Raw genomic sequence first — 19,976 nt, 5'->3', positions numbered from 1 at the left:
CCGCCGGACGTTGGCCGCGTCCAGGTCGGTGCCGACGCCGGTGGCGAAGACCAGGTCGTGATGCTGCCACTTCTTACCGGCAAATTGCTCGGTCGATCTCCTGCTGTGCCGCGTGCTCGGTCAGGACCTCCACACAGCGCGCTACGAGGCGCAGTGTCCGGCGCGATTTCGTCGTCTTCGTGTCGCGGCCATCGCGGACTGAATGCCAGACATCAATCGATGACGGCCGAGGCGGATCGGCGTGCGGTGCGCCCTTGAGGTCAACCCGATCCCAGGTAGGCGCCCGCATCTCTTCTGTGCGGGCTCCGGTGAGGAGCGACACGACAATGTAGGCGTGCATTCGCGTTGTGGCTGCGGCGTCCAAGACGGCGGAGATGGCGCCGTCACGGCCGGCCCGGATGCACTGCTGGGCCACCACGATCATGAGCTGGTCGGTCCGGTCGATCTCGGATCGGACCGTGACCGCGACCGGTTTGATCGTCCGGAACCCGGTACGCCGCAGGTCGGCGATCCGCCGGCCGTCGCGCAGCAGCCCGGACCGGCGTCCTGACTCGTGTACGAATTCGTACCGCCGGCCACGCACGACCGCGTGCCCGTTGTGCTTCGATCGGCGCATCGCGGCCTTCATCCCGTTGACGATCGACACGGTTCCGTCCGGGAGGTGCATCGGTGTGGTCGCGCCCTGCTCGACCCATCCCGCCTGGAATCCGGTGAAGGTCGTCGTCTTCGTCCGTTCGATGCGCGCCTGGACCGCTCCGGTCTCGTCGTGCACGGTTGCGTGCTTGTCGTCGGTGACAACACGCCACCCGAATGCCCCGACTTCCCTGGAACTGTCATCCATGCCGTCAACCTAGAGGACGAATCTCGGCCTTACCCCCGATTCGCCAGAAGCTCGTCGAGCATCACATAACTCTCGGCGGTGCCGCGGCGCATCTCGGAACGGGCCACGGCGTCGCGGATCTCGCGCGTCGGGTAGAGCGTGACGGAACGCAACAGAGTTCGACCGTCCTTTTCGGACAGTGTGGTGGTGACGAGGTGTTCCTTGCCCTCGGTGTCCTCGCACTCGTGAAGTTGTGTGGTGACAAGGCGTTCCGGTACGACGATCACGCGGTAGACGCCGCTCATGGCCATGGTCTGACCGTCCGGGCCATGGGAAACATGCCGCCAGGAGCCGCCCTCGCGCAGGTCGATCTCGCATTCGACGAGGTTCCAGCCGCGGGCGCCGTGCCAGCGCATCAGCAGTTCCGGTTTGGTCAGCGCGTCGAACACCAGCTCGCGTGGCGCGGCGAACTCGCGGGTGATGACGATCTCCCGCTCACCTGATGCGACGACGTCCAAGGTGTTCACGCGGGCCTCCAGTTCGGATCTCGGCCGATGAACGCGAGCAGCTTGTCCTGCGGTGTCGCGTCGTCCGGGACGGCCACCCGGGGCCCGAACGCGATGGGCCGCAGCAGTTCGTCCGGTATGGCACCTTCCATGGCCGCGGCGCGCTCGATCTCCTCCGGCGGGATCGTGTACTCCTGCCCGGTGGCCTTGGCCAGATCCCATCCGTGCAGCACCATGTCGGCGCTGACCACACCGTCGATGTGCACCTCCACCGGCATCTTTCCCATCGGGGTCTGCGCCTCGGCGCGCGCCGCCTCGGGATCGGCGAGCACTTCCTCGATGTCCGCGCGGGCGGCGTTGAAGGCGCCCATCGGGTCGTCGTCGACCGGCGGCGCGGGGGACAGCGACCGGCCCAGCGGCTGCAGCATCACTTCGTGCATGTCCACGATGTGCCGGACCACGTCGACGGCTTTCCAGTCGGCGCAAGGGGATTGGTTGCGCCACTGGTCCGGGCGCACCGCGGCGATCACGGCCGCGAAGTTGTCCGCACGGGTGCGGTAGCGGTCGGCGATGTCGCTCATGACTTGCCTTCCTGTAGTTCGTCCAGCAGATCGTCGAGGCGCTCGAAGGACTCCGCCCAGTAGCGCCGGTACCCGGCGAGCCATTCGACGGCGTCGCGCAGCGGCCGGGCCTCCAGCCGGACCGGCCGTCGCTGCGCGTCCCGGCCGCGGGTGACCAGCCCGGCCTTCTCCAGCACCTTGAGGTGTTTGGAGATCGCAGGTTGGGTCATCGAGAACGGCTCGGCCAGTTCCGTCACTGACGCTTCGCCGCGTTGCAGCCGCGCGAGGATGGCCCGCCGAGTCGGATCCGCGAGCGCCGCGAACGTCACGTCAAGCTGTGGAGTCATTCATAACCTCCAGGTTGCATAACCTTTCGGTAATTTAAATCGCGAGCGCGTCCCTGTCAACAAGCCTCTGGAGGCCGGCGGCTACTTGCGGTATCGACCAGGCCTGGTGCAGTCGTACCGCTCACGCCGCAGGCTTGGCCAGTCGATTGACGCCGACGGAATCGGGGCGTTACACGAGCGATCAAGCCGACGAGCGTTCAGAGCTGCTCGATGATTTCCAGCCCGTAGCGCCGAACTTGCACCGCGAGCTCGGTCAGCTCTCCGCCGTCGACAAACCGTAGGAATCGCACGGCTGCGGCGAGTGTCGCGATGCGTCCAGTAGGTAGGTGTTTCTAGGAACTTCGCGAGTGTGCGCTTGATTCGTTGAGCCGTGTCCGGGTAGGTCAACGTCACACACAGCAGGGTCGCGAAGAAGGCCCTGATGCCGTCGTTCACGTATCTTGCGTCCACACCTGTGCCAGGAGCGGGGTGGGCGGACAGTGCCGGCCGCCGCGATTCCGGAGATGCAACGGCACAGTTACGGCCACATCGTAAACGTCACCAGCCAGCTTGGGTCGATCTCCACCATGAGTAAGACCAACGTCGCCTACCGCGTCTCCAAGACTGGACTCAACGCCCTGACCCGCATCTTGGCGGATGAGCTGGCGGGCACGGGCATCCTCGTAAACGCCGCATCCCCCGGCCGCATGGACACCCGCATGGCATACGGCGAGACCGAACGAACCGCCGCAGAAGGCGCCAATACGCCGGTCTGGCTGGCCACGCTGCCCGATGATGGCCCTACCGGCGGCCTGTTCCACGGGCGAGAGCCTGCTGAGTGGTAGCGAAAGAACCCGTTTTAGGTCAGTCCGCGGCTCCCCCCCGTGCCGTCGTACGTGATCGACGGTCGCCCTGTTGTGCAATCTCGGTTAGCCCAGGGTTAGCGCGGGTTGTTTGCGTGGGTGAGGGTTTCCCAGGCCAGGAAGCGAGCGGGGCCGACTGGGCGCTTTTGCTTTACCCATGTCTCGGTGTGGGGCAGGTTGTAGCCCAAGCGCTGGTGCAGGGCGTTGTAGCCGACTTCGAGGTTTGGTCCGAGGCCGAGGGTGACGGCTCCGCCGCACAGCCACGAGGGCGGCGTCGCGCCCAGTTGCAGGCGGGCGTGGAACTCCATCGCGAAGCGCAGCCGGTCCTTGGCCGTGCCGAATAGGGCCACACCCTGATGGCGGGCGGTCTCTGCGACGTGGGAGATGGCGGCGAGTCCCCATCCGGTGTGCCCGAAGTCGCGGCAGGTTTCCTGGGTCAGGCCGTCCACGAACGTGGTCTGCCCGTGCCAGTATTCGATGATCTCGGCTTTGGTGTTGTGCTTGCTGTTCGGTGGCGCTTTGGGCAGCGAGCCGTCCGTCTCGAGGTAGATGTAGGCGGGCAGCCTGCCGTGCCAGGTCGTGATCGCCCGGTCGAACGAGGCGCGGTCGTCGAGGTGTACGGCGATGCCGATGGCGGCATCGGTCATGATCAGTTCCCAGTTGCCTTGGTGGTTGGGCATTCCGGCGATCACGGTCGGGAGGTACACGGTGCGCAGCTTGCCGGCGAACCGCCCGGCCTGGGTCCAGCCGGTGTAGGTGTGCTTGATGAGTTCGGCGGCGCGGGAGAAGTTGGCGCCGGCAAAGCCGGTCTGTAGCGGCGCGTTGCTCCCGGTGTGTTCGGTGATCACGGCTGACCAGGCGTCCATGATCTGGATCGCCTTCTTGGCGTAACGGGAGTCCTTGGTGAGGTACCACTGCAGGGCGTGTGTGTAGGCCGCATTGGCGTCCTCGCGCTCGTCCGAGCAGCCGTGGTCGGGATCCCCGTACATGCCGCATTCCACGACGGCGCGGGGCGTGGCCGTGTAGGACAGGGAGGCATAGGAACTGCGTTGCAGAGCTTCCCAGGCAGACTTCCACGGTTCGTTGCCGAGGTTGGCGCTGACGAAGTCGAGCTGAGCGCGGCTGACCAGGACGCCGGGGTGCGCGAACGCGGCCGCCTGCGCGGGCTGCGGGGCGGACAAGGTGCCGGCTACGAGCATGACAGCGGCGAGAGAGCGAGCGAGACGCACGAGTTTGCTTTCAGGCACGGACGTTCATTCAGCCAGCCGCCCACTCGGCTGTCAACGTTTTCGCGCCGTGGACGTCGGCCGCTACCGGAAGTTCTCTGTGCTCGGCAGTCGAGTTGTCAGAATGGGTGGATGGATGATCCGGTGGCGCGGCTAGAGCGAGAACGGCGGGAGACGTTGAAGCGGCTCGCGTACCTGAGCGACGACTTCGCCCAGGTGGTCGCCGCCTCCTACGACAGCAACGCCGACGACGAACATGACCCGGAGGGCGCGACGATCGCGTTCGAGCGTTCACAACTGGGCGCCCTGGCCGACCAGGCCCAGCGGCGGCTGACCGAGATCGACGCGGCACTCGAACGCGTCGCGGCGGGCACCTACGGCAGCTGCGAGCGCTGTCACCGCCCGATCGCAGCGGACCGCCTCCATGCCCGCCCGGTCGCCCGCACCTGTACCGGGTGCGCGTAGGAACTGCCTTGCCGATGGGCACGCCCGCGCGGTCGCGGAAGCTGATCTGGCATCTCGTGATCGAGGAGTACGGCGTCAGGCCGCCGTGTGGATCCGCGCCTACCGGTACGGGCGGAGTACGGGCAGGGGGTTGTCATCGGGGGCTCATAGTGTGCGGCGGATCGAGGAGATCGATCGTGAGGCTCCTCGCCAACTCGGTTATCGGTTCCGCACCACGACCCTGGAGGCATCAATGATGAAGTTGATCCAGAGCATGAGCGACGGCCTGCTCTCCGTCTTCGCGCCAAAGGTCCAAGCATCAGCGTACTGTCCGCCCTGCCGCGTGTTCGGCCAGTGCGGTTGCAACGGAAACCGCCGGTACCGCAGCAGGGTTTGCTATTCGGGCCCGGGGTGCCAGACGGAAACAGTTACGTGTGTAGCCCGCACCGAGTGCGCGCCGTAGACCCGCGATGATCGGCGGCGGCGTTCACTGCAAAACGAACGCCGCCGCACAATCCCAGGTACAGAGCTGGCGAGGTGGACGTGGAGTATCTGCAGTTCGGCTGTCAGGTCCTGCTGGGCGGCGTGTTCGCTGTGTCCGCCGGTTCCAAGCTGTACTCGCGCGCCGCGTTCGCGAACTTCACGGCAGCGACGGCCGGGCTGACCGGAGCGAGTGCAGAACGGGCGCGACAGTTGGCAGTCGCCGCCGTTGCGGCCGAGATCGCCATCGTGCTCGCCCTGATCGTTCCCGCGCTGATCCGGTGGGGATTTGCCATCGGCGTCGGCTTGCTCGCCGTCTTCTCGGCGGCCATCGTCCGTTCCCTGCGCCGTGGGCAGCGGGCTGCCTGCCGTTGCTTCGGAGCGTCGAACTCGCCGCTTAATACGCACCATGTGGTCCGCAATGCCGTGCTCGCGGCGTTCGGTGCCCTCGGCATCGCCGCGGAGCTGAGCAGCGGTACGTCGTCGCTGGACTTCGGGCTCGCGTCCGTTGTCGGCTTCGCCGCGCTGATCGGCGTCGCGCTGACCGCCAGGCTGGACGACCTCATCGCACTGTTCCGACCTACGACAGTCTCGTCGTAGCTCGGCAAGCGATTCGGCAAGCAAGAGTGAAGAGAGGCTGGATTCCTTGACGACGTTTCTCACCGCGCTGGTGGTCGTGGTCGGCATTGTCGGCGTGCTGAACTTGTTGCTGACGTTCGGTGTCATCCGCCGGTTGAAGGAATATGATCAGGCGATCGCGAAGATCCCGCACGGCGCGATGCACAGTGTGCCCTCGGAGGCGATGCGGGCCCCCGGCTCGGAGGTCGACGAGTTCACCGCGGTGAGCACGGACGGCGTTCCGGTGACCAAGGAATCGCTTCACGCGCAGACATTGGTCGGATTCTTCTCGGTGGGCTGCGCACCCTGCACCGAGAGCGCGCCGAAGTTCGCCGCACACGCCGTCGGCGTACCTGGTGGTAAGGACAGCGTGCTCGCGATCGTTGTTGCCGACGGCGACGACGATCCGTCCGAACTGGCCGGCATTCTCGGCGAAGGCGCCCGGGTTGGTGTCGAGGGCTACGACGGACCGATCGCGACGGCCTTCGGTGTGACCGCGTTCCCGACGTACGGCGTGGTCGCGGGCGGCAGGATCACCGCGACTTCGCTCGACTTCACCGTGCTGCCGCCAATCCCCACGCCGGTCTGACCGGATTCTGGCAGAGCGGTGCTAGTGAGGGTTGTCGCTGCTGTCGTGGCGAGCGTGTCTCTCGTACTGCTAGCACGGGCGCGGCGGCGGCTGGTGGTGGTCGACGTACAGGGCCCGAGCATGGAGCCCACCCTGTACGACGGCGACCGCGTCCTGGTACGGCGTACTCCGCTGGCCGCCATCCGAACCGGTGACCTGGTCGTCGTTGCCCGCCCGAGCCTTCCCGAGTTCGCGGCGGCGGGTCCCTGGGTGATCAAGCGCGTCGCCGCGACGGCAGGCGAGCAGATACCGCCGGTCATCCGGCACAGTTGGGCCGAGAACGACATCGACTTCGCGGGTGCGTTTGTTCCGGACGGACGGCTGCTGCTGCTCGGGGACAACCCGGCCCGCAGCGGGGACTCCCGGCACTGGGGCTTCACCACCGGGGACGCCGTACTTGGCGTTGTCACCAGATCAATGCGTCCACCCGCCAGGCGTCGGGCCTGATGACGGACCGGCGCAGGTGGCGCACAGTGCGAGGCGTGGCGCCCGCGGCGGCGTTGGCCTTTCGGGAGGCACCTGCGCAGCTCGGGCTGCTGGGGGTGATCGCGTTGGTGGGGGCGGTGCTCCCGCTCGGGGTCACCTGGCTGACCAAGCTGGTCATCGACTCGGTGACCGAAGGAACCGCGGTTGGAGCATTGCTTCCGATGGCGATCGCCCTTGCTGTGCTTGGCGCTTTGACCGCGGTGCTTCCGCAGGTCACACAGTATTTCTCCGCGGAAGCGCAGCGGCGGATCAGCCGGGCGGCCAAGGATCGGCTGTACCAGGCGGTCAATCGGTTCCCTGGACTCGGCCGGTTCGAAGATCCTCAGTTCCTCAACCAGTTGCGTCTTGCCGAAGCCGCCGACAGTGCTCCGGCGCAGTTGACCATCGCAGCAATGCAACTGGTCAAGAACGTGATCACGGCGCTCGGTCTGTTCGGATCGCTGTTTGTCATCACTCCGCTCATCGCCGGCATCGTCCTGGTCGCCGCGCTGCCGACCCTGGTTGCCGAACTTGCGCTGGCAAAACGCCGGGTGAATTCCACGATGCGGTTGAGCCCGGACGAACGCCGCGAGCTCTTCTACCAGATGCTGCTGTCCGATGAGCGCGCCAGTAAAGAGATCCGGCTGTTCGGCACCGGCGATTTTCTGCGCGGCCGGATGATGCGCACGATGTCGGGTATTCACGCCGCCCGGCGTGCACTCGACCGCCGCGAACTGTTCGTCCAGAGTGGGCTCGAGCTCTTCGCTGCTGTCGTCGCCGGCACGGGTCTGGTCTGGGCGATTCTCGCGGCAGGCCGCGGTGAGCTGACCGCGGGCGACATCGCCCTGTTCATCGCCGCGGTCGCAGGTGTGCAGATCGCGGTGGCCGGCATCATGTCGTTACTGGCGCAGACGAACGAACAGCTGATGATCTTCGACCACTACACCGTCGTACTCGGCGCTCCGCCAGAGATGCCGGTCGCGGAGCATCCGGTTGCGATGCCGGAACTAAGCCGCGGGATCGTGCTCGAAGATGTCTGGTTCCGCTACGGCGACGACCTGCCCTGGGTGCTGCGAGGTGTGACGGTCACCATTCCGTACGGCATGGCCGTCGGTCTGGTCGGAAAGAATGGCGCGGGCAAGTCCACTGTCGTCAAACTCCTGTGCCGAATGTACGACCCGACAAAGGGCAGAATCACCTGGGACGGAGTCGACCTGCGCGATCTCGATCCGGCCCGGCTACGGGACAGGGTCGGCGCGGTGTTCCAGGACTTCATGTCCTATGACCTCACCGCGGAGGAGAACATCGCGCTCGGCGACCTCACCGCGCTGGAGGATCCGGATCGGATCACTGCGGCTGCCACCCAGGCGGACATCCACGATGTCGTCGAGAATCTTCCGAACGGCTACCGCACCATGCTCAGCCGGATGTTCGCCGATGACGACGGGTCGGACGGGACCGGAGTCATTCTTTCCGGCGGACAGTGGCAGCGGTTGGCGCTGGCCCGGGCCTTCCTCCGCGCCGACACCGACCTGTTGATCCTCGATGAGCCGAATGCGGGCCTTGATCCGGAGGCCGAAGCCGAGCTGCATGCCAGGATCAGCACTTTGCGCGCGGGAAGCACCTCGGTACTGATCTCGCACCGGCTCGGTACCTTGCGCGATGCCGACCTGATCGTTGTTCTTGACGACGGGGCTGTCACGGAGACCGGCACCCACACGTCCTTGCTCGCCCGCGGTGGCACCTACGCCCGTCTGTTCACCACCCAGGCAAAGGGTTACCAGAGCGAGTAAGGACGTGGAATGTATTCCGGGGTGGAGGAAGTCAGAACTAAGCTTCGATGCATTTGACTAGGGCGTCGACAACTTCATTGAGTGGGCGTGCGGTATCGATGACCAGGCCCTTGGGCATGGGCCTCATCGTAACGAAAACGCCCGAAAGGCGTTCGAATTAATTCTCGATGTCGCGACGTCACACCTCCACTTGGATAACCAGGATCCCTAGAGGGTGGCTGTTTCGACGATGTGGTGCTTGATGGCGTGGGTGACTGCGGCGGTTCGGGAGTCGACGTTGAGTTTGGTGAAGATGTTGGAGACGTGGCGGTGGACTGTGCGCTCGCTGAGGTGTAGGTCGTTGGCGATGGCGCGGTTGGCTTTGCCTCGGGCGATGAGGCGGAGGACTTCGATCTCCCGTTGGGTGAGCCCGTGGGTGTCGGGACCGGCGTTCGGGGCCGCGATGATGCGGTCCAGCTGAGCGAGGTCCGGAAGCGCGCCGAGGCGTTCGAATGTCTTCCGGGCCGCTGAGAATTCGAGGCGCGCGCCGTCGTGGTCGCCGAGGGCGCGGCAGGCCTGGCCGATCAGGACGTTCAGTTTGGCCCTCTCGTGCGGGGCGTCGTGCTCCTGCCAGATACCGACGGCCCGCCGGAGGAGTGGCAACGCGCTTCCGGGGTCGCCATCGGCGAGCGCTAGTGCACCTCGAACGGTGGACTTCTCGGCCTCGATGACCGGCGTCGTCAGCTCCTCCGTGATCTCCTCGAACTCGGTCACGGCATCCCGGGCCGCCTCGATCTTGCCCTCCTCGAGGTAGATGGTTACCGCGGCTTTCAAGAGGTCCAGGCGGTCGGGCCTCGCGGTCACCTCGGTCAGCGCCCGACGTACGCCAGCTGACGCGGCGTCGACGTCACCTTCGGCGAGTCGGAGGAGGGCGAGTCCCGGCTGCGTCGGGCAGCCATGTTCCGCCGCGCGGCGGTAGGCCTCTTCGGCGGCATCCCACTCGCCACGTAGCCGCCGTACGTCACCGAGGTGGTAGTACGCGTGGCCGCAGACCCAACCGGTGTAGCCATCGAGGTCGGTACAGACCTCCGCGATCTCTTCGAGGGCTTCCGGCCAGGCACCGTTGAGGAGCATCAACCGTGAGCGGTAGATGCGGCAGTTCCCGAGGTACGCGCCGCCCAGACTGGTCAGCGAATCGAGCCACCTGGCCATCGACCGGTTCCAAGCCCGGGCGCGGGCGAAGTCGCGTGCCAGACAGCACCCGCGGACGGCGGCACAGTAGATCCACGGGGTGACGCGTGGCGATAGGCCATGGCTACGGAGAATGGCCATCGCCTCCTCCAGGCGATCGAGCCCGTCCTCCAGCTGCCCCTCGTCGATCAGGGTCTGACCCCACATGCTCAAGGCCCAGGGGATCACCTCACCCTGACCTTCGTCGACGATTGCCCTCAGCAACTCGCCTGCGCGAGAGCGGTGGCCCGTCGTTGCGTGGAACATCGCCTCGGGGATCCTGAGCCACAGGCTGCTGGCCATATCGGGACCCAGGGCGCGGCTCGTCTGCTTGAGCCAACCGCTTGCTTGGACAACCTCGTTGTTGTTCAACAGGGCCCACCAGAGCCAGAACGCCACCTGCGCCGCGTCATCGAGTTCGCCGGCACTGACGCGGAGGTCGAAGACTCGGTGAAGCAGAGCGACCGCCTCGTCACCCCGGGCTGAGACCTGGGCCGCCTCGGCGTACGCCTCCAGGTCCTCGACGGCGAGCGACTCGTCGGCGTCTGCCGCGGCGTACTCCGCGCACGCCTCCTCCCACCGGGAGACACGGTGAAGCTCCCGCGCGCGGGCTAGGTGTGCCGTGGCAACGGCTTCCATGCCTCCAGCATGGCCCGCGCGATCGGAGATGGGTAGTTGTACCCACGCCCGCGGACTCAGGGTGGCAGCCAATGCCGATCCGTCCCGCTACTCGGTCGGCCAGTCTCGAACCAGAAGCCCGCACAGGGCCGAGACCTACGACCGGAGGGGTTCCGATGAAGACAACAAACGTGAACGGCGTCGAGTTGTCGTACGACGTCGAGGGTGAGGGGGAGCCGGTGCTGTTCATCCACGGCGCCATCTGGGCGGACTTCCTTCGTCCGTTGGCCGAACAGCCGGCGTTCAGCGGGTTCCAGAGGATCCGCTACCACCGACGCGGGTACGGCGAGAGCGGCGGACCGGCCGCCGGCTTCGACACACAGGCAGCCGACATCGTGGCCCTGCTGGACCACCTCGAGGTGGACCGAGCGCATCTTGTTGGGCACTCCGAGGGTGCGATGATCGCTCTCGTACTCGCAGCCTCCTACCCTGATCGAGTCCGCTCTCTAGCGCTGCTCGAGCCGCTGCCGTCGAGCAATTGGCTGGCTGCCGGCGAGTTCGCGGAGCTAATGGGAGCTCTGGGACCGGCGTTCGAGGCGATGGTGGGTCGCTACCGGGCGGGTGACATTGCAGGCGCTTTCGATTCGCTCTTCGAGCCAACCGGTCTGGACTGGCGCGCGGCGGCGAGAGCCGCGGGGCCTGGCGTCATCGAACAGGGCATCAAGGACGCGGCAACGTTCGTCGAGGGCGAAGCTTCCGCCTTGGTCGAATGGAACTACGGGGTCGAGCAGGCGGCGGCGATCGACAGCCCAGTGCTCTCGTGGTGTGCCGATTCGGACAACCCGTTCAACCCCGCGACGCGAGCCTTCCTCTACGAGTTGTTCCCGCGGCGCGAGGAGGTCATCCTCAGGGACGGAGATCACTTCTCGGTCGCCACGAACCCAGCGGCCGTCGCCGAGCCGATCGCCGAATTCGTGTCGCGCCACAGCGCGGCCGCCGCGCTCACGTGAGGTTGCATCCGTAGTGGGCTGGCGGACGGCCGCCGCCACGGCCTGCTCGGCCTGGATCCCGGCGCTGCCGTCCGCCAGCGCCGACTTCCCGGTCCCGCCTCGCCCCGAATCACGATCCCGATGCCCTACGCAGGATTGGCGGGGCAGTTCTTTCAGTACGTCGGCGACGCCCGCGCGATCCGCTGTTGCGGCACGTCATGCGGTCATGCGATTGGCCAGTACGGCGACGCCGGTGCGGCCGCCATCGACGTCTAGGACGGTGCCGTGGATGAAGGCGGCGTCGTCGGAGGCGAGGTAGACGGCGGCGGCGGCGATGGCGTCGGGGTGGCCAGAGCGGCCGACCGGCGTACCGTGCATGAGTGACTCGCCGGGGTGGTCGGTCGTGGAGTCCCAGTCGGGTGTGACGATGACGCCGGGGGAGATGGCGTTGACGCGGACGCCGCGGTTGCCGAATTCGGAGGACCAGGCGCGGGTGAGGGTCTCCATCGCGCCCTTCGTTGAGCTGTAGAGCGCGCCGACCGGGATGCCGAGGCGCGCGACCCAGGAGCCGAGGTTGATGATCACGCCGCTGCCGGCGTCGAGCATGCCGGGTACGACGGCCTGGGTGAGGAAGAACGGCGCTTTGACGTTGACGGCGTAGACGCGGTCGAAGCTCTCGTCGTCGATGGTGAGGGTGGTGCCCGGTGGGTAGATGCCCGCGTTGTTGACGAGGATGTCGATGCGTCCGCCCAGCCGGTCGGCGGCCGCGGCGGCGAGTGCGCTGCTCGCGGCGGCGGTGCCGTCGAGATCGGCGTAGACGTAGTCCGCCCGTCCGCCCGCTTCGCGGATCTGCGCGACGACCGCCTCGCCTCGTTCGCGGTCGCGTCCGGAGACGATGACGTGCGCGCCTTCCGCCGCGAACGCGAACGCGATGGCGCGGCCGATGTTGCTGGTGGAGCCGGTGATCAGAGTCTTCTTGTTCTGGAGTCTTGGTGACATGAGATCGACGGTAGGAGCAGATTTTTGGACCGACAAGTCCAGAATCAACCGGCTCTCCTGTCGTTTCCGTGGGGCACCGATGCCTGTCTGCCGCGAGTGGTCCCCTCTGAACCTCCTACGAGTGGGCGCGTCATGACCTGACCACTTGCGCTAGGAGGGGACGGCCGTCGCGCAATTCGCGTCCGACCGTGGCCAGGTCGGGTGTTGCGGACGCGCAGGTCCACACGGTGGCCGATTTCGTCTCGATTGAGCGGGTTTCGCGCGATCGTGTGGACCTGGCGGTCCGGCCACGGAAACGACAGGAGAGCCGGTTAACCGCCGCGAAGGTGGTCGATGAGGGTGTCCAGCGCCGCCTCCAGATGATCGATACTCCCCGTCGAGCGCAGCACTTGCACACCACCTTGAATGCCCGCGATGAAAGCGGACGCGACCCGGTCGGCGTCCAGGTCGGCGCGCACCAGCCCGCCGGCCTGCATTCGGGTGATTCCTTGCCGCACATGCGTCTGCCACTGTGCGAGCAGGGTGGTGGCGACTTCGGCAGCGCCGGGGGTGTTTCCAACCTGGCTCATCAGCGCGGCGAGCGGGCAGTTCTTTCCCTGCGCGCGGTAACGCTCGACGACCGCGTCTCGCCAGCGCTGCCAGGCCGCCCAGGACTCGAGCGCACCGAGGTACGGCCGTTGATCATCGAGCACGCGATCGGCCTCGTACCGCGCGACGGCGAGCAGGAGTTCTTCCTTGCCGCCTGGGAAATAGTGGAAGATCTGGCCCTTGCTGGTGTTGGTGACAGCCCGGATATCGTCGAGCGTCACGTCGCCCGGATCGTCGCCGCGCAGGTGCACCGCGGCGCCTTCGATGATGCGCTGCCTGGTCGCGAGCCCTTTCACGGTCAATGCCACATGCCGGATGATAATCCGGCTCATCGCGGCCGACAGACTCTAGCGCCCAGTCGATGGCGGCGTCCCCGACCTCTTTCATTCGGAAGCTGTCACACCTCATCCGTGTTGCTGGTTTGGCAAAGAAGCGGGGATTTGGGGCGGGTGGGGAGGCATGCTGGTTGGCATGATCGAGATTGATTGGGCGGCAGAGGCCGGGCGCTTGCGGCATACCGCGACTGATGAGGCCGGGTGGAACGAGATGGTGGCCACGGGGCTGGTTCGGGGGACGGACCGGCTGGCGGTGGATGTCGGGTGTGGTGGGGGTGGGATGGCTAAGGCGTTGGCTGCGGCTATGCCGGAGGGCGCGAGTGTGGTGGCGGTTGATGCTGACGCGGATGTGCTGGCGGAGGCGCGGGAGCATACGGCGGGCGCCGTACGGTGTGAGTTGGTGTCGATGGACGACGGGCCGGAGCCGTTGCGCGCGGCGATTGGTGCGCCGGCGGATTTGATTTGGGCCTCGGCGTCGGTCCATCACGCGGCGGACCAGCAGGCGGCTATCGATGCGCTCGTCTCGCTGCTGGCTCCGGGTGGGCGGCTGGCGTTGGCGGAGGGCGGTTTGCCGTCGCGGAGTTTGCCGTGGGATCTCGGGATTGGTGAGCCTGGGCTGGAGCTTCGGCTGGACGTGGTTCAGGACCGCTGGTTCAAGGTGATGCGGGAGTCGCTACCGGGCTCGGTGCCGATGACTTACGGCTGGACGGATGCGTTGCAGCGGGCGGGCCTGACCGGGGTGACGACGAAGAGCGTCCTGACCGAGAAGCCGGTGCCGCTGTCGGACGAGGACCGCGATCGGGTCGTCGCCCAGTTCCAGCACCGCGTCGACCGCATGACTCCAGGCGCATCACAGGGCCACGGCCATGGGCATGGGCACGGTCATGAGGTGCCCGAGGACGTGTGCCTTCCGCCGGAGGATCTTGCCGTTTGGAAGCAACTGCTCGATCTGGACAGCGAGCACTTCCTTGGCCGCCGGACAGACCTTGCCGCGTTGTCGGTCCGCAGTATCCACGTCGGCCAGCGCGCCGGTTAATCCGTTGGTGCACGGAAAACGGTCGCGTTAGGTTCCGGACATGGTGGACGTCCAGGGGGAGTGTGACGAGCGGTTCGGCGAGGTGCGTGACGCGCTCGAGGCGTCGCTGGACAAGGATGACGTCGGCGCCTCCGCCGCCGTCTACTTGGACGGTGAGCCGGTCGTCGACATCTGGGGCGGGTACGCCGATGAGGCGCGCACCCGTCCGTGGGAACGCGACACCATCACCAATGTCTGGTCCACCACGAAGACGATGGTGGCATTGTGCGCGTTGATCCTGGCCGACCGAGGCGTGATCGACCTGGACGCACCAGTCGCGCGGTACTGGCCGGAATTCGGTGCCGAGGGTAAGGAAAACGTGCTGGTGCGGCACGTGCTCAGCCATACCGCGGGCCTGCCGGTTTGGGACGAGCCGCTGCCGACCGAGCGGCTGTACGACTGGCCGTTGGTGACGGGATTGCTGGCAGCGCAGACGCCGCGCTCGGAGCCCGGGGCGGTGGGCGCGTATCACGCGGTGACGCAAGGGTTTCTGATCGGTGAGGTCGTACGCCGGGTCACTGGCCGCAGCATTGGCGAGTTCTTCGCCGGGGAAGTCGCAGGGCCGCTCGGCGCGGACTTCCACCTCAGGTTGCCCGCCGAGCACGACCACCGGGTCGCCCCGATGATCGCACCCAGGACCATGTCTCCCGAGATGGTTGCTCAAGGCCCGGGAAATCCGCCGATCACGCCCGAGACCGTCAACACGGAAGCTTGGCGGCGGGCGGAGATCCCGTCTGGCAGCGGATTCGGCAATGCGCGGTCGATCGGGGCCGTGCAGTCGGTGCTCGCGAGCGGCGGTCAGGTTCGGGGTGTGCGGCTGTTGTCGGCGGCCGGATGCGAGCGGGTTCTGGCGGAGCAGTTCGCTGGCGTAGACGAGCTACTGGGTGCGCAGATGCGTTACGGCATGGGGTACGGGCTGCAGGGCCGGACGGCGCTGTGGGGCGGCAGGGGCGGTTCCCTGGTTCTGGTCGACTTCGACACGCGCATGACCGTGGCGTACGCGATGAACCAGATGCTCGACGAGGGCATGCTCGGCGACGACCGCGCGATGAGCATCGTGTTCGCCGCCTACGGTGGGCTACAGAACGCCGGCTAACAGAACGCAGGTGCCCGATGCGCGGCCCCTGTGGGCACTGCGACCGCCGTACGGCAGCGGCCGCCCAGTCAGGTGATTGTCCAGGGGCGTAGTTTTTCGGGGTTTAGAACGGCCCAGATGTTCTTGATTCGGGCGTCTGCGACGTCGAACGCCATCACCATCACGGTGACGCCGTCCTGTTGAGCCACTAGGCCGGGTTGCCCGTTGACCGTGCGTTCCAGGAACGTCATGGCGAAGGCACGGTCGGCGATTTCGATGAACCAGCGCGCGACGGTTTCGCCACCGGTCAGCGGGTGGAGTCGGGCGTTGACGAGGCCGCCGCCGTCGCCGGTCGCCACGACGTTCGGGTCGAGCAGGCCGATGAGGGCGGCGATGTCCTTGGTTTTCCACGCCTCCTTGAAGTCCCGGACGACGTCGGCGTGCTGGGCCGCCGGAGCTGAGGGCGCGTCCGACGTACGGAGGCGGCGGCGGGCCGAGGTGGCCAGCTGGCGACAGGCCGCCGGCGTACGGCCGACGATCTCGGCCACTTCGGCGAACGAGTAGCGGAAGACGTCGTGGAGGATGAACGCGACGCGTTCGGCCGGTGTCATCGACTCGAGTACGACGAGGAAGGCCATGTTGACCGACTCGTCGAGGGTGACGCGGTCAGCGGGATCGGCAGAGTCGACCCATTCGCGGCGATCGGGCACCGGCTCGGGGATCCACTCGCCGACGTAGCGTTCCCGCCGGGCGCGTGCCGAGCCGAGCAGATCGAGGCAGATGCGACCGGCGACCTTGGTCAGCCAGGCGCCGGGGGATTCGATGGCCGCCTGCTGCTCCGGGGTCATGGCGTACCAGCGGGCGTACGTCTCTTGTACGACATCCTCGGCATCGGCCAGCGAACCGAGGAGCCGGTAAGCGAGATTGATCAGCTGACGCCGCTCGCTCATGATCGCGCTCAGCCCGGGCTCGGATCCGGTGGTCATGGTGTGGACGTCTCCCTTGGTCGCACTTGTGCTCACCTCTTCGACGAAACAGCGCATCGAAAGGTGAGGCCTCACATTTCGGCGACCTGCGTCGTCGTACCCCTGAGACAAACACAATGGAGACCAACCATGAATATCGCTCTGTGGATCGTTGCGGGCGTACTCGCCGCAGCCGCCCTGGCCGGTGGCGCCCAGAAGCTGATCCAGCCCAAGGAGAAGCTGGCCGCCGTCGGTCTGGTGTTGCTGATGGTCGGCGCGATGATCACGCATGTACGCCGCCACGAGGCGCCGTACCTCGTCGTGAACCTCGTTGTGCTCGCCGTCGCCGCATTCGTTGCCTGGGGCCGCCTTGGTCCGCAGCCCTTCAGCGGCTGAACAAAATAAGGAGATAGCGATGACCAACTTCGAGGCCCTTGCCGATCGCGTCGAGATCGAGGCGTTGCGCGGCGAATTCACCGACGCGGGGATGATGCGCGACTACGACCGCTTCGCGTCGCTGTTCACCCCGGATGGCGTGTGGGGGATTCCCGCCGCCAACATCGAATTCGTCAGCCGGCCAGAGATCCGCGCCGGGATCGAACGGCTGCAGGCGAACTGGGAGTACTTCGTGCAAACCGTCCACCCGGGCACGATTCAGCTGGACGGCGACACCGCCGCCGGCCGGACGTACGTCGCGGAGCTCGGGCGCTTTCACGACGGCCGGTCCCACCAGAACTATGCGATCTACCACGACCGCTACCAGCGAACTCCGGACGGCTGGAAGTTCGCGGAACGCGTCTACGAGGTCAGGTACGTCGATACCACGCCACTAGCGGGATCGCCGTACGCCGCGGGAGATCCCTCGATAACCGTCGACAGCGGTCGCTAACCGTCGACGTCCCGCGAGTGGTCGGGTTGGGACGCGACCACTCGCGGGAGAAGGGGAGGGAGAGCCCGGGAGAAGGATCCCGGGCGCCGGGATCAGGCTGGGGTGGTCCAGCGTTGGGTTGCGGAGTTGTTGCATTGGGCAACGGTTACCTTGCTGCCCAGCGTGGCCGGTGCGGTGAGGCAGAGGCCGTTCGAGCGGATCGTCCCGTCGCCGGGCTGCGTCCACTGCTGGTTGGTTCCGCCGTGGCAGCTGTAGAGGATCACGGCGCTTGCCTGTGTGGCGCTCGCGTCGAGGCAACTGAACAAGGCGTGCAGGGTGTTGTTCTCGGCGTGCACCCAGTTCTGGTTGTTCCCGCCCGTGCAGCTGTAGAGCAGGATCGTCGTACCGTCGGAGCCGGACACGTCCAGGCAGCCACCGCTGCCACGGATCTCGCCCGAAGACGAGTTGCCGATGCCATTCTCCTGTACGGCGGTCGAGCCGGAGATCGTCACCTGGCTGTCGGCGGCGCAACCGCTGCTCTCCGAGGTGCCCGTGAATTGTGCCGTCTGGGTGCCGCTGGTCGGAGCCGTCATCGAGAGCTTGGAGTACGGCTCGTCGTCGCAGGTGGCCCGATCGTTGTTCCAGTCGAAGTACTCGGTCCAACTGACCATCCCCGACGTACTGATCGTGTTACCGGCACCCGTCTGCAGGCTGCCGAGCTTGAACGACGTACCGGCGGTCAGATCGCGAACCGTCACGCCGTACCAGCCGCTGCCTTCACTGGCGATGGCGAACGCGTACGTGTGACCGGCGACCGGCGTCTGGTCGAGGCGGCAACTACCGCCGGTGCCGTCCTCCTGGAACCGGATGCAGTACGTGCCGGCGTCACCTGCGCGCCAGTCAGTGGAGTTCCAGAGCGAGTAGATGAACATGCCGACGCCATCCCGGTGCGTCTGCATGCCCGTGTAGCCGCCGACGCTACCGGCGGTGAAGCCGAACTGGTTTGCCCAGTAGACGTTGGCCTTGCCGGGCGACGCGTTGATCGTCATCCGGAACTCGGCCTGGGTCAGCGACGGGCTGCCGAAGGTGTAGTTGACGTAGGTGCCAGGCGTGACCCCGACCGCCGACGCGGTCGATGCGGGGATGAAAGTGGCGGCCAGGACCATCAGGGCGCATAACAGTAAGGACTTGAGTCTCATCGGGGCGAACCTCCGGGCGGGGGGCGGATTCGTTAGAGCGCTCGACGACGATAATGCGCAGAACTGTGCGCCGCCGTCCAGAGCTGAGCACAAAAAGCCAGAATTGTCCTCTTGTCCGCGATGAACAGGGCCAACCTTCTTTGCAACGATCGGACCCGATTTGCCGCTGTGAGGCAGCCTGCAGCTGACAGGTAGCAGACGAGCGGCAAATCGGGTCCGATCGTTGCAAAGAAGGTCGCACGCGCTCGTTGCCAAAGGCATCTACCCGCCCGGACGGCCCATGGTGTACGAACTAGGCGATGGGGAGGATGCGGCGCCAGCCATCGGAGACGAGGGTGGGGCTCATGCCGACCGACTGGTAGAGGCCGAGCGCTGAGGTCGGGTTGTTGGTGTCGACGTCGAGGATTGTGCCGACCCGTCCGGCGGCTGCGTCGAGAGCGAACGCGTCGTGCAGCAGGAACTTCGCCAGACCACGCCCGCGGAATTCCCCGAGCACGCCGACCGTGTCGACGGAGCCGCAGTTGTCGGTTTCGAGGTACTTGTCGCTACACACGCGCACCGCGACCGCCTGCCCATCGATCTCGAGCAGCGTCATCTGGGACCAGTCGAAGGTGGAAGTCGCGTCGAACCACTCGATCCACTCCTCGTGTGGCCGTTCTGCGAAACCGTAGTGGTCGCGGTGGCAGTCGAGGATGACCTGGTGGGCGGTCCAGCGGGTGGCATCGTCTAGCGCGCCTCGCCGGACCACGACGCCCGCGGGTACCTCCGGGATGGCGACCGGTTCGGTGTGGTTGATCTGCATCCGGTGGTACGTCGTACCCGTGGTGAAGTCGTTGCGGGCCAGCAGCGCGCGCAGCGGTTTGTCGGCGCGGTAAACGTCAGTGTCGACGGTGACCTCGGCGTGGCCGCGCTCGCGGCCCATCTCCCGCGCGCGTCGCATTGTCCGGTCGAACAGCCAGTCCGCGACCGCCGGCTGCTGCGACCACACCTGGATTCCGACGATCTGGCGATCGCCCTTGCCGAACGTGGTCCCATAGCCGACTGGCAGACCGTCTTTGGCGAGTACGAGAAACCCGTCTGTCGTACGGTCGAAGCCGGGCTCGACGATGCGATCGGCGACTTCGTCCACCGTGCCGTCGGCGTACCCGATCAACGGCGTGTTGTAGGCCACGAACATGCCGAACAGTGCCTCGGCATCGGTCGGCTCAGGAGACCGGACGGTGTAATCGCCAGGCAGCACAGCGGTGACCGTCATCGCCATTCCCCCCGACGTGCCGGTGGTCGAATCGGTAGGCGGAGATGGACAGAACAGATGCTGTGAAGAGAA

Annotated in this window: 22 protein-coding genes; 11 read left to right on the top strand and 11 right to left on the bottom strand. The window is 66.5% G+C overall.

Translation table 11 applies throughout. From position 1 onward, the window contains the following. Positions 1-73 precede the first annotated feature (73 nt). From OG394_RS14055 to OG394_RS14040, 4 genes are read right to left on the bottom strand one after another with little or no spacing between them, the layout of a single operon-like run. On the bottom strand, positions 74-841 hold the full coding sequence (locus tag OG394_RS14055; RefSeq protein WP_328995778.1) for a hypothetical protein: 768 nt from the start codon (positions 839-841) through the stop codon (positions 74-76). Positions 842-870: 29 nt separating this feature from the next. After that, positions 871-1,347 carry an SRPBCC family protein gene (locus OG394_RS14050; RefSeq protein ID WP_328995777.1) on the bottom strand — a complete coding sequence of 159 codons (477 nt, stop codon included), beginning with the start codon at positions 1,345-1,347 and terminating at the stop codon, positions 871-873. Then, a complete protein-coding gene (locus tag OG394_RS14045) occupies positions 1,344-1,907 on the bottom strand; it encodes a TIGR03086 family metal-binding protein (protein WP_328995776.1) in 564 nt (187 codons plus the stop codon). The genes OG394_RS14050 and OG394_RS14045 overlap by 4 nt, the downstream gene beginning before the upstream one ends. Then, positions 1,904-2,233, bottom strand: a complete 330-nt coding sequence (locus OG394_RS14040) for an ArsR/SmtB family transcription factor (RefSeq protein ID WP_328995775.1) — start codon at positions 2,231-2,233, stop codon at positions 1,904-1,906. The genes OG394_RS14045 and OG394_RS14040 overlap by 4 nt, the downstream gene beginning before the upstream one ends. A gap of 479 nt (positions 2,234-2,712) precedes the next feature. On the opposite strand from OG394_RS14040, the gene OG394_RS14035 reads away from it, so the two are divergent. Further along, positions 2,713-3,057, top strand: coding sequence for an SDR family NAD(P)-dependent oxidoreductase (locus tag OG394_RS14035; RefSeq protein WP_328995774.1), 345 nt, complete (start codon positions 2,713-2,715; stop codon positions 3,055-3,057). A gap of 95 nt (positions 3,058-3,152) precedes the next feature. Here OG394_RS14035 and OG394_RS14030 read toward each other — a convergent pair whose 3' ends face one another. Then, complete coding sequence (locus tag OG394_RS14030) at positions 3,153-4,274, bottom strand: alginate lyase family protein (RefSeq protein ID WP_328995773.1); 1,122 nt, start codon at positions 4,272-4,274, stop codon at positions 3,153-3,155. Between the two features lie 159 nt (positions 4,275-4,433). Between OG394_RS14030 and OG394_RS14025 the strand changes: the two genes are divergently transcribed. From OG394_RS14025 to OG394_RS14005, 5 genes are all read left to right on the top strand, one after another. Beyond that, positions 4,434-4,766: a TraR/DksA family transcriptional regulator gene (locus tag OG394_RS14025; RefSeq protein ID WP_328995772.1), complete on the top strand. Its 333-nt coding sequence runs from the start codon at positions 4,434-4,436 to the stop codon at positions 4,764-4,766. A gap of 516 nt (positions 4,767-5,282) precedes the next feature. Next, positions 5,283-5,825, top strand: coding sequence for a MauE/DoxX family redox-associated membrane protein (locus OG394_RS14020; protein ID WP_328995771.1), 543 nt, complete (start codon positions 5,283-5,285; stop codon positions 5,823-5,825). Between the two features lie 46 nt (positions 5,826-5,871). After that, positions 5,872-6,432, top strand: a complete 561-nt coding sequence (locus OG394_RS14015) for a TlpA family protein disulfide reductase (protein WP_328995770.1) — start codon at positions 5,872-5,874, stop codon at positions 6,430-6,432. A gap of 18 nt (positions 6,433-6,450) precedes the next feature. Continuing rightward, positions 6,451-6,918 (top strand): S26 family signal peptidase, encoded by a 468-nt coding sequence (locus tag OG394_RS14010; RefSeq protein ID WP_328995769.1) that lies wholly within the window; start codon positions 6,451-6,453, stop codon positions 6,916-6,918. A gap of 35 nt (positions 6,919-6,953) precedes the next feature. Further along, complete coding sequence (locus OG394_RS14005) at positions 6,954-8,729, top strand: ABC transporter ATP-binding protein (RefSeq protein ID WP_328995768.1); 1,776 nt, start codon at positions 6,954-6,956, stop codon at positions 8,727-8,729. A gap of 207 nt (positions 8,730-8,936) precedes the next feature. Here OG394_RS14005 and OG394_RS14000 read toward each other — a convergent pair whose 3' ends face one another. Then, the gene (locus OG394_RS14000; RefSeq protein WP_328995767.1) at positions 8,937-10,577 is read right to left on the bottom strand and encodes a helix-turn-helix transcriptional regulator; all 1,641 of its coding nucleotides are present in this window, start codon (positions 10,575-10,577) and stop codon (positions 8,937-8,939) included. 155 nt (positions 10,578-10,732) lie between these two features. Between OG394_RS14000 and OG394_RS13995 the strand changes: the two genes are divergently transcribed. Beyond that, positions 10,733-11,566, top strand: a complete 834-nt coding sequence (locus tag OG394_RS13995) for an alpha/beta fold hydrolase (protein WP_328995766.1) — start codon at positions 10,733-10,735, stop codon at positions 11,564-11,566. A gap of 195 nt (positions 11,567-11,761) precedes the next feature. On the opposite strand, the gene OG394_RS13990 is transcribed toward OG394_RS13995, so the two are convergent. After that, positions 11,762-12,544, bottom strand: coding sequence for an SDR family NAD(P)-dependent oxidoreductase (locus OG394_RS13990; RefSeq protein WP_328995765.1), 783 nt, complete (start codon positions 12,542-12,544; stop codon positions 11,762-11,764). A 311-nt stretch (positions 12,545-12,855) separates the two neighbouring features. Next, positions 12,856-13,464 carry a TetR/AcrR family transcriptional regulator gene (locus OG394_RS13985; protein ID WP_328995764.1) on the bottom strand — a complete coding sequence of 203 codons (609 nt, stop codon included), beginning with the start codon at positions 13,462-13,464 and terminating at the stop codon, positions 12,856-12,858. A 139-nt stretch (positions 13,465-13,603) separates the two neighbouring features. Between OG394_RS13985 and OG394_RS13980 the strand changes: the two genes are divergently transcribed. Together OG394_RS13980 and OG394_RS13975 are read left to right on the top strand one after the other, a co-directional pair. After that, a complete protein-coding gene (locus OG394_RS13980) occupies positions 13,604-14,503 on the top strand; it encodes a class I SAM-dependent methyltransferase (protein WP_328995763.1) in 900 nt (299 codons plus the stop codon). A 40-nt stretch (positions 14,504-14,543) separates the two neighbouring features. After that, on the top strand, positions 14,544-15,638 hold the full coding sequence (locus OG394_RS13975; RefSeq protein WP_328995762.1) for a serine hydrolase domain-containing protein: 1,095 nt from the start codon (positions 14,544-14,546) through the stop codon (positions 15,636-15,638). Positions 15,639-15,706: 68 nt separating this feature from the next. On the opposite strand, the gene sigJ is transcribed toward OG394_RS13975, so the two are convergent. Continuing rightward, the gene (sigJ, locus tag OG394_RS13970; RefSeq protein ID WP_328995761.1) at positions 15,707-16,603 is read right to left on the bottom strand and encodes an RNA polymerase sigma factor SigJ; all 897 of its coding nucleotides are present in this window, start codon (positions 16,601-16,603) and stop codon (positions 15,707-15,709) included. A gap of 129 nt (positions 16,604-16,732) precedes the next feature. Between sigJ and OG394_RS13965 the strand changes: the two genes are divergently transcribed. Together OG394_RS13965 and OG394_RS13960 are read left to right on the top strand one after the other, a co-directional pair. After that, complete coding sequence (locus OG394_RS13965; protein ID WP_328995760.1) at positions 16,733-16,978, top strand: DoxX family protein; 246 nt, start codon at positions 16,733-16,735, stop codon at positions 16,976-16,978. A gap of 19 nt (positions 16,979-16,997) precedes the next feature. Continuing rightward, a complete protein-coding gene (locus OG394_RS13960; protein WP_328995759.1) occupies positions 16,998-17,471 on the top strand; it encodes a nuclear transport factor 2 family protein in 474 nt (157 codons plus the stop codon). 92 nt (positions 17,472-17,563) lie between these two features. Here OG394_RS13960 and OG394_RS13955 read toward each other — a convergent pair whose 3' ends face one another. Further along, the gene (locus OG394_RS13955; RefSeq protein WP_328995758.1) at positions 17,564-18,649 is read right to left on the bottom strand and encodes a ricin-type beta-trefoil lectin domain protein; all 1,086 of its coding nucleotides are present in this window, start codon (positions 18,647-18,649) and stop codon (positions 17,564-17,566) included. A 292-nt stretch (positions 18,650-18,941) separates the two neighbouring features. Then, positions 18,942-19,904: a GNAT family N-acetyltransferase gene (locus tag OG394_RS13950; RefSeq protein WP_328995757.1), complete on the bottom strand. Its 963-nt coding sequence runs from the start codon at positions 19,902-19,904 to the stop codon at positions 18,942-18,944. Positions 19,905-19,976 lie beyond the last annotated feature (72 nt).

The sequence above is a fragment of the Kribbella sp. NBC_01245 genome (assembly GCF_036226525.1).
Lineage (GTDB): Bacteria > Actinomycetota > Actinomycetes > Propionibacteriales > Kribbellaceae > Kribbella.
Note: the sequence above shows the minus strand (reverse complement) of the source record. Positions and strands in the feature narration are given on the sequence as shown.

Coding starts and splice junctions, on each gene's coding strand:
- OG394_RS14055 (WP_328995778.1), bottom strand. CDS start 841: ATGGATGACAGTTCCAGGGAAGTCGGGGCATTCGGGTGGCGTGTTGTC.
- OG394_RS14045 (WP_328995776.1), bottom strand. CDS start 1,907: ATGAGCGACATCGCCGACCGCTACCGCACCCGTGCGGACAACTTCGCG.
- OG394_RS14040 (WP_328995775.1), bottom strand. CDS start 2,233: ATGACTCCACAGCTTGACGTGACGTTCGCGGCGCTCGCGGATCCGACT.
- OG394_RS14030 (WP_328995773.1), bottom strand. CDS start 4,274: ATGCTCGTAGCCGGCACCTTGTCCGCCCCGCAGCCCGCGCAGGCGGCC.
- OG394_RS14025 (WP_328995772.1), top strand. CDS start 4,434: ATGGATGATCCGGTGGCGCGGCTAGAGCGAGAACGGCGGGAGACGTTG.
- OG394_RS14000 (WP_328995767.1), bottom strand. CDS start 10,577: ATGGAAGCCGTTGCCACGGCACACCTAGCCCGCGCGCGGGAGCTTCAC.
- OG394_RS13995 (WP_328995766.1), top strand. CDS start 10,733: ATGAAGACAACAAACGTGAACGGCGTCGAGTTGTCGTACGACGTCGAG.
- OG394_RS13990 (WP_328995765.1), bottom strand. CDS start 12,544: ATGTCACCAAGACTCCAGAACAAGAAGACTCTGATCACCGGCTCCACC.
- OG394_RS13985 (WP_328995764.1), bottom strand. CDS start 13,464: ATGAGCCGGATTATCATCCGGCATGTGGCATTGACCGTGAAAGGGCTC.
- OG394_RS13980 (WP_328995763.1), top strand. CDS start 13,604: ATGATCGAGATTGATTGGGCGGCAGAGGCCGGGCGCTTGCGGCATACC.
- OG394_RS13975 (WP_328995762.1), top strand. CDS start 14,544: ATGGTGGACGTCCAGGGGGAGTGTGACGAGCGGTTCGGCGAGGTGCGT.
- sigJ (WP_328995761.1), bottom strand. CDS start 16,603: ATGACCACCGGATCCGAGCCCGGGCTGAGCGCGATCATGAGCGAGCGG.
- OG394_RS13965 (WP_328995760.1), top strand. CDS start 16,733: ATGAATATCGCTCTGTGGATCGTTGCGGGCGTACTCGCCGCAGCCGCC.
- OG394_RS13960 (WP_328995759.1), top strand. CDS start 16,998: ATGACCAACTTCGAGGCCCTTGCCGATCGCGTCGAGATCGAGGCGTTG.
- OG394_RS13955 (WP_328995758.1), bottom strand. CDS start 18,649: ATGAGACTCAAGTCCTTACTGTTATGCGCCCTGATGGTCCTGGCCGCC.
- OG394_RS13950 (WP_328995757.1), bottom strand. CDS start 19,904: ATGACGGTCACCGCTGTGCTGCCTGGCGATTACACCGTCCGGTCTCCT.